Source organism: Paenibacillus taichungensis, from assembly GCF_050994985.1.
GTDB classification, from domain to species: Bacteria; Bacillota; Bacilli; order Paenibacillales; family Paenibacillaceae; genus Paenibacillus; species Paenibacillus taichungensis.
In genome coordinates this window covers 2,711,052-2,725,035 of sequence record NZ_CP194720.1, presented here as the reverse complement: position 1 = coordinate 2,725,035, position 13,984 = coordinate 2,711,052, and the positions used below count along the sequence as shown (strand labels likewise).

Genomic DNA, 13,984 nt, shown 5'->3' with positions numbered 1-13,984 from the left:
CATTGATAATTGAATGATGGATTCGTCAGGAGAGGGTGGTTGGTAATGAAGAGTAGTGAACTTCTGATTGGATCGCATGTATCCTTTGGAGGAAAAGAGATGCTTCTCCAGGCTAGTAAAGAAGCCGCTTCTTATGGCGCATCTACTTTTCTGATGTACACTGGCGCACCTCAGAATTCGAAACGAAAACCTATTTTGCAATATAATACAGAAGCAGGCCATATGCACATGAAGCAGCATGGCATTTCCAACATTGTAGTACATGCTCCATTCCTGATAAATTTGGCTAATAGTTACAAACGAGAAGTATTTGATTTTAGTGTACAGTTCCTGCGGGATGAGATTGAACGAACGGCAGCGCTGGGATCCAATCAGCTGGTCCTTCACCCCGGTGCCCATGTTAACGCTGGGGTAGACATCGGCATTCGGCAAATTATCCGGGGATTAAACGAAGTATTACAGGACGAAATTTACCCTGAGGTCCAGATTTCGTTGGAAACGATGGCTGGAAAAGGAACAGAATGCGGAACAAGTTTTGAAGAACTGGCACAGATTGTCGATGGCGTGCAACGGAATGAACGACTCTCCATATGTCTGGATACTTGTCATGTTCATGATGCCGGATACGATATTGTTCATCATTTTGATGGAGTACTCGAGCAGTTTGACAAGGTTCTTGGCCTTGATCGACTAAAAGTACTGCACATCAATGATTCCAAAAATGTACGGGGATCGAGGAAAGATCGCCATGAGAACATTGGACACGGACATATCGGGCTTCAGGCCTTGGATTATATTGTGCATCACCCCCAACTTGCGTCACTTCCAAAATTGCTTGAGACGCCGTCGATTGGTAAAATTAAATATAAAAGTGCACCTTATCGACATGAAATTGCCCTGTTAAGAAGAGAGTGCTCAGAACCTGTGCAGAAGGAAGAGGATTCTTTAGAAAACAGTAAATAGAGAGAATTACAAACATCCGCTCACTCATTCCATGTTTATTCTGACGGGACATATGTTAAAATGGATGTAGAACGTTACTTTTTACTAAAAAGGAGGCCGCCATGCAGCCAATAGAGCCTCAAGACATCCAACACCGGATCAATCAACTTCTCGATCAGGACCTTTATTTACACCTCGAACTCACGTCAGGTGCTTACGCCAGTCACTTCGATAGCACCCGGCACCCGGGGTCGGCATTCATTTCCAATGCGGTCATACGATATACGCAAGGATCTATCTCGGGCACTGGCCCATACCGAGTTGGCTTAAAAACCACTCACGGCTGGATATACGCTGAAGGACTTACACACATTGACGAGCTGGAACAAGAACGACTTATTCTGGCTGGTCACGATAGTCAAGGAAAGCTGGTTGTAGCTTTACAACTTAGTCGGGAATTGTTCTGATGAAAGCGGAGGATCAAATAAGCATGAATAACAAACAGATTGAACATCAGCGCATTTTAGTTGTGTTTCCCCATCCCGACGATGAAGCGTTCAGTTCATCGGGAACATTGGCGAAATACATAAAAGGCGGTGCTCAAGTCACTTATGCTTGCCTGACTCTAGGGGAGATGGGACGTAATATGGGCATCCCTCCATTTGCCAACCGGGTCACCTTGCCAATAATCCGTAAGGATGAACTCATAGAGTCCTCCAATGCGATTGGTATTCAAGATTTAAGGATGCTCGGTTTTCACGATAAAATGATCGAGTTTGAAGATCCTGAACTGCTAGATGGCCATATTTTGGCCCTGATCAAGGAGCTTAATCCTTCACTGGTCATTACTTTCTATCCGGGCTATAGTGTGCATCCCGATCATGATGCAACCGGAGCTGCGGTTACGCGAACGATTGGTCGACTGCCTGAAGAGGAGAGACCAATTGTGTACTGCTGCGCATTCTCGAACAATCACGAGGAGAGCATCGGAAAAGCGGATGTGATTGAAGATGTGAGTGGATTCCTCGCCGAGAAAATGGCATCGATTCGAGCTCACCGTTCGCAATTCCAAGCGCCTGAACTTGTCGGCAAGCGGGAGTTGGATGATGAACAAATCCGAAATCGGTTTGGAAGAGAAGCGTTTTGGACCTATAAGTTCGATTAATTTTACAGTTTGTACAATCTAATTTTCGTAAAAAGTCGCCATTATGGCGACTTTTTTTCGTTTTAAACATAACATATTGTTCAGAGGTGATTGGATTGGGAAGGGGCAATCGTATGGTTTCCATTCGCTTGCACGGGTAATAACATATTGACCATTAAACTCGTAAGGAGTGATACAATTGAAAGAACTTCGTTCTGTTTTTATTAAAATCCCGATGCTCTTTATGTTTGTTGCACTTACAGCTTGCTCTGGAGAAACGGAGCCGTCGTCCACCACTGAAACGTCAACACAAACAAATGAATCGGTTACAGCTCCCACCACAGAAAACGAGAAAACATCTGAAACGACACGACCGCAAACAGAAAGTTTTGATTTGATGTCAGGGGAGGGCAATTCTTCACAAACGGCAACCTTACATCAAGGAGAGGGTTTTTCATTGTACGTGTTCGAGAAGTTTTCTTTTGACGCTGCCAAAGGCCGCTTGTCGCTGACAAGCAATCCGGACTACTATGTAGATATTGAACCGCTGCCCTCAGATTATGATCTGGAAAAGCTTAAGACGACTGGGCAAGAGGACTTGGAAAAATTCGGTGAGGTGACTGATTATAGTGGAGAACTGATCGAGCATCCGCTTGGTTTCGCTGAGCTTTATCTTCAAGCCTCAGCTGAAAAAGGGATAAACGATTATATGGTCTGGAAATCAGAAAAAGGTGACGCTTTTTTATTCCGTCTTCACAATCCCAAAGGTGAAGAAGCCTCTGATTTCGCTGGTCCGGTCCTTGTGTCCTTATCCACGGTTCAAGGCGAATAGTTGTCATCGTCATCTTAAGGAGTGAAAGGACATCGTAATACCAAAAATGCGAAGAAAAGGAATCATTCGAATTACTGCGATACTCATTTTACTTTTGCTCATATCATGCATCGCATTTGTTTATGTGAATGACAGACCTGGCGGACTAGCCGACCGGCGTATGTCCAAAGCAATGGGAATGAGTGAAATCATACATATTCCTATAGGAAAAACTGCTGAAGAAGCGATCCGAAAGTTTAGAAATAATGATGATTCATTACAAATTATTCATCAAGAACCGGTGGACGGCGGCATAATTTTGTTTAAACAAAAAATGGGTCAGGAAAATAACAGCAATCTTCAGATGGAGTATGCTCGGAAGATAATATTCGGATGGAAGTGGGCTTGGGGTGGCGGATATTCCATTGGTGAATCATCTCAATTCACGTCTGCAATGGATTACATGAGCATACCTGAATTGAGTCATATATCGACACCTTTCCCTATGCTGTTTGGACATATACTAGACCCGGCTATTCAGCGTGTAACTGTCGAGTTCGAGGGGAATGAGAAACCAGTACTTGCGGAAGCCAAGCTGGTTGAGGTGGGCCCGGAAAGCATAATCTGGTTTGTATCACTGCCCTCGTCTGCAACAATTCCGTATGAAATAAAGGGATTCAATGATAAAGGGGAGCTCGTAACCCATAAACAAATGGATGATCCGAATGGCATGGGTTCCATGGTTCTGGAAGAGCGTTAAAGAGTGATCGTACGGGACCTGCGAGTAGGGCGGGATCGTCAAGTTTGGAAAACAATAAAAAGGGAACAACCCATTGTTGAGGGTTGTTCCCTTATACGTTACAAGGAAATTCGAGTTTACAAAAAAATAAGTAAAAGAATTCCGACTACGAAGCAATAGTATGAAAAGTAAATCAAGTTCCCTCTTGCCATAATTCCCATGAACCATCTCATTGAAAAGTAGGTTACGATAAGGGTTGTAATGAACGCTAAAATGTAAGGTACAGCCAACTGCGCTCGGTGCGGATCGGTTACAATGTCAGATGCACCTAAAATTACACCACCGATGCTAATCGGAATGTAGAGCATAAAGGAAAATTTCAACGCCGTTTCTTGTTTCATCCCGACAGCAATAGATGCAATGACTGTTGCACCAGAGCGGCTTATTCCCGGTATAAGAGCCACCGCTTGAGCCAGACCCACCAGTACTGCGTCTTTCGCAGACAAATCGCCATCTCTTTTGCGCCCGCGAAGGTTTCGAATGAGCCATAGGGCAACCCCTGTAATCAGTAAACTAATCGCAACCGTATAGACAGAAGTGAATATTTCTTCAATTTTATCCTTGAACAGCACAGCCCCGATCGCAGCAGGCAGGGTACCAATGATTATGTATAGACAAAACATAAAATCTGCTTTGTACTCCGCATTGCGAGAGACTAGGAATCGCCAGCCTCCTACAATAAGTTTTTTGATATCTTCCCGAAAGATAAACATAATGGCAATCAGTGAGGCTGTGTTCGTCAAAATTTCAAAGGATAATCCGTTCTGCTCCATGCCAAGCAATCGTTGAACGATAATCAAATGTCCGCTTGAAGAAACCGGAATAGGCTCTGTAGCCCCTTGTACGATACCTAATAACACATATTTCAACCATAAAATAAAGTCTTCCATTGTATCCTCCTACTCATTATTTTCGATTGGCTTTGACATATTTCAGTTGGGCCACAATAATGACACTAATAATCACCAAAAGGAACCACGAACTGATCTTGCTAAAACTGACCAGCTGCCAGGAATCATGCTGGTCAGGGTATTTCCAGCCGTTAAAAAATGTAGCTATATTTTCAGCGGTCCAGATGAAAAAACCTACGATGATAAAAGCGAGTGTTAACGGCATTCGATAGGTAGTTAATCGTACCCGATAGATAATCCATGTTTTTCGAAAAACAATAAATACCAGAGCGGTCAACCACCAACGGAAATCGGGAATAAAATGATGTGTGAAAAAGTTGATATAGATGGCTCCACCTAACAGAAACGAAGATGCAAACCCAGGCCAGCCTGTCATGTCCATACGCAATCTGCGCCATATTTGACACATAAAGCTTGCAACACTTGCATACATAAATCCGCTATAAAGGGGGACACCAAAGAGCTTGGTATAACCAGGCTCGGGGTATGACCAGGATCCCATCCATACCTTATACATCTCCAGTACCAATCCAATCACGTGAAATATACATATGACTTTGATTTCATCACGTGTTTCCAATCCGCTCCGGTACATAAGGTATTGTACTGCTAATAAAACAAGCAGAATGGCATCATAGCGATAGAGAAAGGGTATCTGAATTACGCTAGAAAGGGCCAACGTTCCAAAGATCGCCACAGGAAAAATGCAACTCATCGCCTGATGATAACCGAAATGCAGGAGCTGTACTAAAGGTTTCAAGTTATGTTTATCTCCTTCCTAAGCCTTGTTCATAATAATATAGATATGGTCCGTTTGTAAAAAGAGAAAAAAAGATCTATATATTTTCTTATTTTCAATTCGTGCTTAATCAAAGACAAATAAGGCCCCTCGTCAACTAGAGGGACCTTGTTTTTTTGGACAATTCAATTATGCATTTGCAGACAGCTTGTAGGCAGATTTAATCGTATGTTCGATGAGCGTCGCAATCGTTACAGGACCAACACCGCCTGGTACAGGTGTAATTGCTGAAGAAGGAACAAAGCAAGCTTCGTAATCCACATCTCCGACGTTGCCTTTGTTATAACCTGCATCAATAACGACAGCACCTGGTTTAATCCAATCTCCTTTAACAAAGAGCGGTTTGCCGACGGCTGCAATTATGATATCGCCAAGCTTCACGATTTCCTCCAGGTTCACGGTTTTGGAGTGGCAGGTCGTCACCGTTGCATTCCGGTTTAGCAGCATGGCTGAGACAGGTTTGCCCAGAATTGGACTTCTTCCGATGACAACCGCATGTTTGCCCTCGATCTGAATATTGTAGAAATCCAGAATACGCATAATAGCCTGTGGTGTACAGGAAGGGAATTCTGCATCTCCAAAAGCATTAAGTGCAAAACCGAGGGTCGTTACACCGTCAACGTCCTTCTCGATGCTAATGGCATCAAAAGCTGCTCTTTCATCGATGTGATTCGGGACAGGGTGCTGAAGCAAAATACCGTGTACGGAAGGGTCATCATTTAGCTTGTTAATTTCTTGAATTAATTCATCTGTGGTGGTATCCGCAGAAAGAACGACCTTAATAGAATGCACGCCTAATCGAGCACAAGCATTTCCTTTCATTCGCACATAGGTCGCTGAAGAAGGATCATCTCCGACGAGAATTGTTGCGAGACAAGGCTGAATGCCTTTTTCCTCCAGAATGGCAACCTTCGAGGCCATGTCTTCCTTCATAAAATCCGCTACCGTTTGTCCATTCAAGATCAGTTTGTCAGTACTCATTTTCACATCGCCCTTTCAACATAAAAAAGAGGCAAGGAAATAAATATTCCTTACCTCTGCCCAGGCGTACGGCTTATTACAAAACCATATGCTCCCTCACGGTTCACCGTGTTCGCCAGTTACATATGATCGTTTGAATTGTTTAGATTGATAGTACTTGAAAAAGCAAAATTGTTCAATAGTTAATGGATTTCACTTTGATTTGTATGGGGTATTAGTTTCCCTGGTAGCCACAATCTTCGTCATATAGTTGATAACTGTTATCACTCGTGTTATATTGTTAACTAGTAAACTATTTAATATTAAATTCCTGAATTAGTTTAATCATTTAAGGGTTTTTTATTATTTATAAGTAAATAAGGAGCGATTGAAGAATGGATTCAAACGATCGAACAAAACAGTTACTGTATGACCAATTTATCCGATTTTTACATGTTTATGAGAATCACAAGGATACGGAAATTGAACATTTTCTAAGTATCGCTCAGCGGGAAAGCATGGACAAAATCCCTCAGCATTTGACCGCGGTTCATATGATAGATTGCATTGGCAAACATGAGCCTATTAACAACACGGGTATTGCTGAGGCGATGAATTTGTCCAAAGCGAGTATTACCAAGATCGGCAACAAACTGTTGGAGGAAGGATTCGTCAAACGTACGAAAATGAATGACAACAAAAAGGAGAGCTATTTCCGTTTGTCACCGCAAGGCAAAAAGATCTTTGAACTGCATGAACGTTTACATGTACTTGAGGCTGAACGGTTCTATCGTTCTTTGGACAAATATTCGGAACCGGAGCTGAAAATAATACATCAATTTCTTCAAGACAGCAGCATGGATATGGAATCCAGATAAACTGAAGGAGAGTGAAACACTTGAGTCTGGCAGAATTGATCAGGGAACGCAGAAGTATTCGTAAATGTAATTCTACACCGGTGGAACAGGAGTTGGTTGTTGAATTGCTGCACAAGGCAACACGGCTTCAACCATCTGTTGAATTTGGCTCATGGCGTGTTGTTTATGCCGGAACTCCCGAAGCACGCAAACGGTTGGTAGACTGCATGCTGGAACAGATGTCGCAGAGCAAGTTCGGCAAGTTGATTCCGGGAAAACTGCTGGATGTGTTTAAAAAGAGGTTTACCGATATTCCTGCTCATGTCATTGTTATGTCGACTGTAGGACCGGATCGTCTGACCAATGACCGCAATTATGCGGCTGCCTGCGGGATGATGCAGAGCTTCCAACTGCTGGGATGGGAACAAGGGTTAGGAATGCTGTGGGATACAGAATCCATGATTCAGAATGAAGGCTTTTTCAAAGGAATTGGACTGCGTGAGGATGAAAGATTTGTTGGCATTCTTCATATGGGATATTACGACAAAGCGCCAAGAAGCCGGAAAAGAACACCAGCTGAGCAAAAGTGGACTGTATTTCAAGGTCAGACTACGTAGAAGGGGAGGATGTAAATATGGAATTGGCCAATCTGCAAGGAAGCATACACAGTCCAAAAGATTTTTTGGATCGACCGGTATCACAGGAGCTAATCCTTGAATTGCTCAATCACGCCGTGTGGGCGCCAAATGATGGACTTCGTGAGCCGTGGCGATTTATTTTTGCCGATAATCGTAATGGGAACCTCATGCAGGGATTGCAGGAGCACGCTCCAGCCTATCTTCTGGTCTTGATGAAGGAAGAGGCGGATCATCATAAGCGGGAAGAGGACTTTGCAGCTGTCTGCTGTCTGATCCAAAATTTTCGTTTGCTTGCCCATGAACAGGGGCTGGGTGTGCGCAGCACGTTGCATGACTGGATGTACGACCGGAGCCGTGCTGAAAAGTTTGGCGTGTTAGGCAACGAGCGGATTGCTGCGGTTCTGGAATTGGGATATGGCGCTGTACAGCTGGAAGGGAAAGCTGAGATGGCTGAACCTCAGCTCCAGTTCGAACTGCTGTAGCGGGAAAGATATAGGGAAGAGAATTAAAATGAAAGAGGAACGACAAAACCTTAGCAGGGATTGTCGTTCTTTTTTTATGCGGTACGTATACGATTTGAAGATTAAAAATCAGCTAAAGCGGATACACACGACTAATCCAGAGATTCACCTATTTTAAAAAAAGATATTTCTATAATGTGTTAATTTCCTTGTTATAAGAACTGAATCGTGTTCTATTCTGTAAAGTAGATAAATCACCATCTAAATTCTTCAGATTTGGAAGGAATGCTGCGGCGGCCGAACAAAGCAAGGGGAGCAGTCCCAAAGACAAGAATAAGAAAGGCAGACCATAGAGTTCTGCAACCGCTGCACCTGCAAATGCACCTACAGGCTGCAATCCGCCACCAATGAGGAACCGTATTGAGTTGACTCGGCCTTGCAGAGGTCCAGGTACAAGAGTGCCATGCAAAGATGAACTGAGAGAACCAAAGAAAGGTCCTGCTGCACCAGCGGCACATAACGCAACGAGCGCAAACGGGTAACTCGGGAATAGGCCCAGTAAGGCGTTAAAAAGCCCGATGGCGGCTAGGCTGCACAGCATGACTGTCCGTCGTTTTTTGATTTCACCCATCCACGAAATGATCAAAAGTCCTACTAATGTGCCACATGCTGAAGCAGTGGTGAGTGTACCCATAGCAGCGGCATCCCGATCTAACACTTCACGAACAAAAGGAATCATCATGGTCCAGATCGCTACAGAAGACATGTTGCTGATCGAAACCATGCCCATAATCGAAAGCATAGCCGGGAAACTGCGATAAAAGGAGAATCCTTCATGGATATCTCTGAGATAAGCCTTAATTGAAAAGGACGCCTTAGCTGCTACTGGCTTCTGCATTGTGGGCAGATAGAGCAACGTGGCAATCGCGGCGGTGTAACAAACGGCGTTGATGCCCAGCGTTGGCAATGCCCCAGCTACGGCAGTAAGAGCTCCGGCTAAGGCTGGGCCCAACAATGCAGCTGCATTACGGCAGCCGTCGATTACCGCGAATGCACGCACCAGTTTGCGTTCATCTGATACTCCGGGGACAATTGCCATTGCGGTGGGCATGAATAGGGCAGAACATGCCCCGCTTAGTCCTGCGGCCAGAAAAAGGTGCCATAATTGCAAGTGGCCAGCGAGTCCCAGACTCAGCGGTAATAAGAGAGCAAGCAATCTAACAGAAGCAAGCACTGCCATGAACCGCCCTCGGTGTAACCGATCGGATAACGGCGAGCCGAGCAACCGAATGACCACTTCTGGAATGCTAAAGCTTAGTGCCATCGCACCCATAGCCATCTTAGATGCAGTTATTTCATAGACAAGCCATTCCATAGCCAGAAGACCAAATACGTCACCAAATGAACTCAGAGTGACAGTAGCAAGTAAACCATAATAACTGCGTTTAAGCATGAGTGTTCCTCCGTGTGCGTAGGTTAAAGGGCATTATCATTATTCTTCAATATAAGCTGAAATCTGTTCCGAAAGCTTGTTGAGTGCTTCTAAACGCAAGCTGTAAGAGGTAGTTTTCTGGTTATAATGCACGATAACAAGCCCCGCTGCTCTCAATGAAATAAGGTGGTAGTGTACCGTGCTCTTAGAAAGTTTAACCTCGCTAACGATCTCAGTGAATGTTAACTGCTTTCCGGCTAATAAACGGAGGATGTATAATCTGGTTTCGTCGGACAATGCTCGTGTTAGACGCAACAACCGATGTTCAGGCCGGCCCGTTGCTGGTGGGAGAATATCGGCAGAGTAACTGGTGAAAATCAGTTCATCAAAGATGGCTGAGGTAACAAAGGGACGAGCATGATATTGAGGGATTAGAATCACTTGTTTGAGCAGTGGGGTGGGATAAAGACGCATACCCTCCGTTGCCTCCTCATAGACCTCTAGGTCATTGGTTCCGTTTAGCATGGACCGTCTGGTTTCAGCTTCTAAGGCAAGACCTTCGATAATCGCCGAATCAATTTGGCTGAAATAGTGGGTATCCCATTCACGCAGCGCTTCGGATGTCCGGCTGCGCAGTTCCGGGAGATTGGAGGGAACGGACAACTTCACATTAGCAGCGATGTCATATAGTTGGCCCGTGGTTAGGTCTTCAAGCCAATCCAAAAAACCACTCACTGAGCGTTCACCAGGACAACTCCAAATATAAGGTGCAAGGCTAAAATCATCTACAAGTTTCATCGTCTCCCGCATTTGTTGCAGTTTGGCAGGTGCGAACCGATCTTGTACTTCTCTGACCCATAGTTTTCCAGCATCCAGAGCATTATGATTCTGTTTGCTCATGAAAACCGTCAGGCTGCTTACACATTCATAAATGGGCGCGAAATCAACTTCCACTTTGTAGTTCATAGCTCGAATTTTCCCCTCGCCTTTCGTGTTCTATATTTATAGAACAACTAATTTGTTTTATTGTATACGAACAATTATGGGTTTGCAACAAAAATGTCCAATGATTTACTTAATCTCTTCAACGAAAAAAGACGTTCCACGGGTGGAGAGCACCTGGAGAAGCGTCTTTATGATTTATAATGACAGCAAGATGAGCAGACTGATTTTAAAATAACTGAATAATACTCACCGAAAGTGTATATTGAAACTTTAATCTTGGTTGAGTGCTGCTATCTGATCTTTGACATTTACATCACTCAATCCTCCGTGGTAACAAACAACGGATGTAATGTCGAGATATGCATACTTTCTTAACGAGAGTTTTGCTGCGTTCATATCCGGTGTAGTCGGGGCGTGAATTCCACCAAGCATACCGTCTACACTGTACATAGAGTCCCCGGCAATGAGGGTTTTACTTTCCTTCAAATAAAGACTGATATGACCGGGTGTATGTCCAGGTGTGTGAATAACGCGAATCCCACCGCAAAACGGCAGTTCCTGACCATCTATTAAAGTATGATTTACTGTGCCCTTTGGCGGATTATCCAGGTGACCATCTTTTATCAGAGGCAGTTCCCCTTGGATGTACGGCTTATCCAATTCGTGTGCATATACTTTAATAGTGTTGCCACGCATCTGTAAAATCTCCGGAAGATTCCCTATATGATCGACATCCTGATGGGTCAAAATCACCGCATTTAATTTGTCTAGAGAGACACCAGCCTTCTCCATTGCCACACGTAAATCCTCAAATTGACCTGGAAAACCAGTGTCTATTAGAATATTCATTTCTTGGTCCTTTAAAAGAATGGGGTGTATCACATTCCCATGATAGTCTAGATGGAGCATTTCGACTCCCTTTGAAATTTCCATAATATTAGTCCTCCGTAGAAAGAAATAGTATCTCTTTGTAAACGAATCAACTCCGTAAAAAGATACGGGGGTAGAATTGAAAAAAAAGATTAGTGTTTTCTTGTGAACCAAACCAAGTATAGGATGATCTAATGAATAGAAGGAATGAAGGAAAGGGGGAGCATTGGTGGATTTATCAGAAAAAGCCGAACTTGCAAGACAAGGAGATAAGGAAGCTTTTGTATTTTTAATACGTGCTGTTCAACAAAGCCTATTTGTTATAGGAAGATCAATCGTTAAAACGGATGAAGATTGTGCAGATGCGATACAGGAGACCATTGCTAAAGCTTTTTCTAATGTACATACACTGAAAGAGCCAACTTATTTTAAAACTTGGATCATTCGGATTTTAATCAATGAGTGTAATCGGATTATTAAGAAAAAAAAGCGAGTATCCCTTGTCCCTTATGATATGAGAAAGACATCTTATAAGGGGGATTTTGAACAAATTGAGCTGTTTGAGGTAATTGACGAATTGGATGAACAGCTTCAAACCATCGTGACACTTTTTTATATCGAGGACTTATCGGTCAAGGAAATATCTAGAGTGCTTGTAGTTTCCGAAGGAACAGTAAAGTCAAGGTTATTCAGGGCCAGACGACAATTATCAGAGCTCGTTCTAGAGGAAGGAGAGGGCAAATATGAATTTTCATGATCCGGTTGACCGTGAGATCAAGCAATTATTAAATGCTAAAAGAAAAGACCTTATCATTCCTGATACAGTTCAACTTGCTATGGAGAACGCACTTTCCTCCATTTCTGAACAGAAGGTAAAAAAGAAATATCCCCATAAAAAATGGAGATGGGCAGCAGCAGTTATAGCCCTCTTTTTCATCCTAGGAGCGGTTTCGATTTATTCCGTACCAACATTTGGTGAAATGATCCGGTCTTTATTTGCCAAGGATAACCCAGATATTGGACTTTTGCGGGCACAAGAATTGGGACTAGTGCATAATCCTCATATCAAAGTAAAGGACAAAGGTTATACGCTGGTAATTGATGAAGCTGTTGCAGACCCTACCCGAGTGACGATGGCTCTTCAACTCTTTGATAAAAAAGGTAAGCACGATCGCTATAAGTTACTCCTTGGAGATCTGAACAACATTACAATCAAAGATGCTAACGGTAAAGACTTGGACACCATGTACGATATGGGGTACACAAATGATTTTTATTATATGGTTGCTTTCTTCAATGAGCCCTTGCAAACAGACAAGATTACAATAGAAGGGAATATTGGGACGCTTGGCAACAGAAACGAGCCTTTAATTGAAGGAGATTGGAACTTTAGCTTTGATATAGATATGAGAGAGGCTAACCAGCAAACGAAGATAGAAGAATTATCTGGTAGCTACACAACGCCACACGGAATGACAGTCACTTTAAAGAGGTTAACGAGAATGGTGCAAGGAGTCCGTTTTGAACTGGAGACTGAACTCAATAATGCTGCAATGGCAAGGTCACCCGGTGATTTATGGGAAAAGCAGATGTTGAGCTTTCACTTTGAAACCATAGAGAATGAAGAAATTCATTCGGTAAATTCGAGAAAGAATGGTGACATGGTTAGTCTGATGTCTACTGATTATGCAGTCATTGGAGACGGAAAGATACGTTGGAGTTATATTTTCAAGTACTTGCCAGAGCACGAACCATATCGTTTTATTTTGGATGGTTACTCGGTCGCGGAAACAGACGGTAGCAGAATTTCCTTTAGGCCATCGGACCTGATAGAACCCAAAGCTTTTCAAATATTAACAGACCGCATAGAGTTGGTTGGGACGTCGCTTGAGGACTCACAAAACCCTGATGCCACATTTGAAACCGCCGTATCGTTCTACGGGGAAATGGATAACGAAATAAACAATGAAGAATGGAAAGCATACGATTCAGCAGGCAAGCAGTATGACGTTAGTAAGTGGGGGATTTCAACCTTAAAAAATACGCTTTCTAATAATTGGAGAGAGGGATTTATTAGTATGGGAAATCGCGATACGCAGCAGCCTTATGAATATCGGATTATGGGGTTAGACCACATTCCGGAGGAACTTATCCTGGTAAGACGTGTAGTGGATAAAAGGTACAAAGACCCGGACTGGTCCGTAATGCTAAAATAATTTATTAATGTGTAGTCTATCCATCACTAATATCCTCAGCATCACTTTCACAGCCGCCCTTCTGGGCGGCTTTTTTGCATATTTGTTTTCCTGTAGGTAGAAGTCGATTTTTAGAAGGAAAACAGACATAAATCTAAACATATTAGAGATTAATCTTTAGTTTGTCAGGTTTTTATGTAACCGCTATCATTCTATAATT

At 43.2% G+C, this 13,984-nt stretch carries 16 protein-coding genes and 1 riboswitch; of the genes, 10 read left to right on the top strand and 6 right to left on the bottom strand.

The window, feature by feature from the left end; translation table 11 throughout:
- The first annotated feature begins 45 nt into the window (after window positions 1-45).
- The 5 genes from ACR1R9_RS12260 to ACR1R9_RS12240 all read left to right on the top strand — a co-directional run bounded on the left by ACR1R9_RS12260 (window position 46) and on the right by ACR1R9_RS12240 (window position 3,657).
- On the top strand, window positions 46-963 hold the full coding sequence (locus tag ACR1R9_RS12260) for a deoxyribonuclease IV (protein WP_433923586.1): 918 nt from the start codon (window positions 46-48) through the stop codon (window positions 961-963).
- 101 nt (window positions 964-1,064) lie between these two features.
- The gene (locus tag ACR1R9_RS12255) at window positions 1,065-1,409 is read left to right on the top strand and encodes a YojF family protein (RefSeq protein WP_024631702.1); all 345 of its coding nucleotides are present in this window, start codon (window positions 1,065-1,067) and stop codon (window positions 1,407-1,409) included.
- A 23-nt stretch (window positions 1,410-1,432) separates the two neighbouring features.
- Window positions 1,433-2,107, top strand: a complete 675-nt coding sequence (gene bshB2 / locus ACR1R9_RS12250) for a bacillithiol biosynthesis deacetylase BshB2 (RefSeq protein ID WP_099854589.1) — start codon at window positions 1,433-1,435, stop codon at window positions 2,105-2,107.
- Between the two features lie 169 nt (window positions 2,108-2,276).
- Window positions 2,277-2,918 carry a hypothetical protein gene (locus ACR1R9_RS12245; RefSeq protein ID WP_433923587.1) on the top strand — a complete coding sequence of 214 codons (642 nt, stop codon included), beginning with the start codon at window positions 2,277-2,279 and terminating at the stop codon, window positions 2,916-2,918.
- A 94-nt stretch (window positions 2,919-3,012) separates the two neighbouring features.
- Window positions 3,013-3,657 carry a hypothetical protein gene (locus tag ACR1R9_RS12240; RefSeq protein WP_433956446.1) on the top strand — a complete coding sequence of 215 codons (645 nt, stop codon included), beginning with the start codon at window positions 3,013-3,015 and terminating at the stop codon, window positions 3,655-3,657.
- 116 nt (window positions 3,658-3,773) lie between these two features.
- On the opposite strand, the gene ACR1R9_RS12235 is transcribed toward ACR1R9_RS12240, so the two are convergent.
- The 3 genes from ACR1R9_RS12235 to ACR1R9_RS12225 form a co-directional block, all read right to left on the bottom strand.
- On the bottom strand, window positions 3,774-4,586 hold the full coding sequence (locus ACR1R9_RS12235) for an undecaprenyl-diphosphate phosphatase (protein WP_175382815.1): 813 nt from the start codon (window positions 4,584-4,586) through the stop codon (window positions 3,774-3,776).
- Window positions 4,587-4,602: 16 nt separating this feature from the next.
- Entirely contained in the window at window positions 4,603-5,367 is a 765-nt protein-coding gene (locus ACR1R9_RS12230; protein WP_076288534.1) for a DUF817 domain-containing protein, read from the bottom strand.
- 168 nt (window positions 5,368-5,535) lie between these two features.
- Window positions 5,536-6,387 (bottom strand): bifunctional 5,10-methylenetetrahydrofolate dehydrogenase/5,10-methenyltetrahydrofolate cyclohydrolase, encoded by an 852-nt coding sequence (locus ACR1R9_RS12225; protein ID WP_433923589.1) that lies wholly within the window; start codon window positions 6,385-6,387, stop codon window positions 5,536-5,538.
- Window positions 6,388-6,438: 51 nt separating this feature from the next.
- Window positions 6,439-6,520, bottom strand: a riboswitch (ZMP/ZTP riboswitch).
- A gap of 241 nt (window positions 6,521-6,761) precedes the next feature.
- On the opposite strand from ACR1R9_RS12225, the gene ACR1R9_RS12220 reads away from it, so the two are divergent.
- From ACR1R9_RS12220 to ACR1R9_RS12210, 3 genes are read left to right on the top strand one after another with little or no spacing between them, the layout of a single operon-like run.
- Complete coding sequence (locus tag ACR1R9_RS12220) at window positions 6,762-7,244, top strand: MarR family transcriptional regulator (protein WP_175382819.1); 483 nt, start codon at window positions 6,762-6,764, stop codon at window positions 7,242-7,244.
- 20 nt (window positions 7,245-7,264) lie between these two features.
- Window positions 7,265-7,840 (top strand): nitroreductase family protein, encoded by a 576-nt coding sequence (locus ACR1R9_RS12215; protein ID WP_083678840.1) that lies wholly within the window; start codon window positions 7,265-7,267, stop codon window positions 7,838-7,840.
- A 17-nt stretch (window positions 7,841-7,857) separates the two neighbouring features.
- Entirely contained in the window at window positions 7,858-8,343 is a 486-nt protein-coding gene (locus ACR1R9_RS12210) for a nitroreductase family protein (protein WP_433923590.1), read from the top strand.
- A gap of 169 nt (window positions 8,344-8,512) precedes the next feature.
- Here the strand turns inward: ACR1R9_RS12210 and ACR1R9_RS12205 are convergent, their stop codons facing one another.
- From ACR1R9_RS12205 to ACR1R9_RS12195, 3 genes are all read right to left on the bottom strand, one after another.
- Window positions 8,513-9,775 (bottom strand): MFS transporter, encoded by a 1,263-nt coding sequence (locus ACR1R9_RS12205; protein ID WP_433923591.1) that lies wholly within the window; start codon window positions 9,773-9,775, stop codon window positions 8,513-8,515.
- A 39-nt stretch (window positions 9,776-9,814) separates the two neighbouring features.
- Window positions 9,815-10,720: an ArsR/SmtB family transcription factor gene (locus ACR1R9_RS12200; protein WP_310853006.1), complete on the bottom strand. Its 906-nt coding sequence runs from the start codon at window positions 10,718-10,720 to the stop codon at window positions 9,815-9,817.
- Between the two features lie 249 nt (window positions 10,721-10,969).
- Window positions 10,970-11,632 (bottom strand): MBL fold metallo-hydrolase, encoded by a 663-nt coding sequence (locus ACR1R9_RS12195; protein ID WP_099854122.1) that lies wholly within the window; start codon window positions 11,630-11,632, stop codon window positions 10,970-10,972.
- A 166-nt stretch (window positions 11,633-11,798) separates the two neighbouring features.
- Between ACR1R9_RS12195 and ACR1R9_RS12190 the strand changes: the two genes are divergently transcribed.
- Both ACR1R9_RS12190 and ACR1R9_RS12185 read left to right on the top strand, forming a co-directional pair.
- A complete protein-coding gene (locus ACR1R9_RS12190; RefSeq protein WP_326065563.1) occupies window positions 11,799-12,326 on the top strand; it encodes a sigma-70 family RNA polymerase sigma factor in 528 nt (175 codons plus the stop codon).
- A complete protein-coding gene (locus tag ACR1R9_RS12185; protein ID WP_433923592.1) occupies window positions 12,313-13,785 on the top strand; it encodes a DUF4179 domain-containing protein in 1,473 nt (490 codons plus the stop codon). Before ACR1R9_RS12190 ends, ACR1R9_RS12185 begins: the two co-directional genes overlap by 14 nt.
- Window positions 13,786-13,984 lie beyond the last annotated feature (199 nt).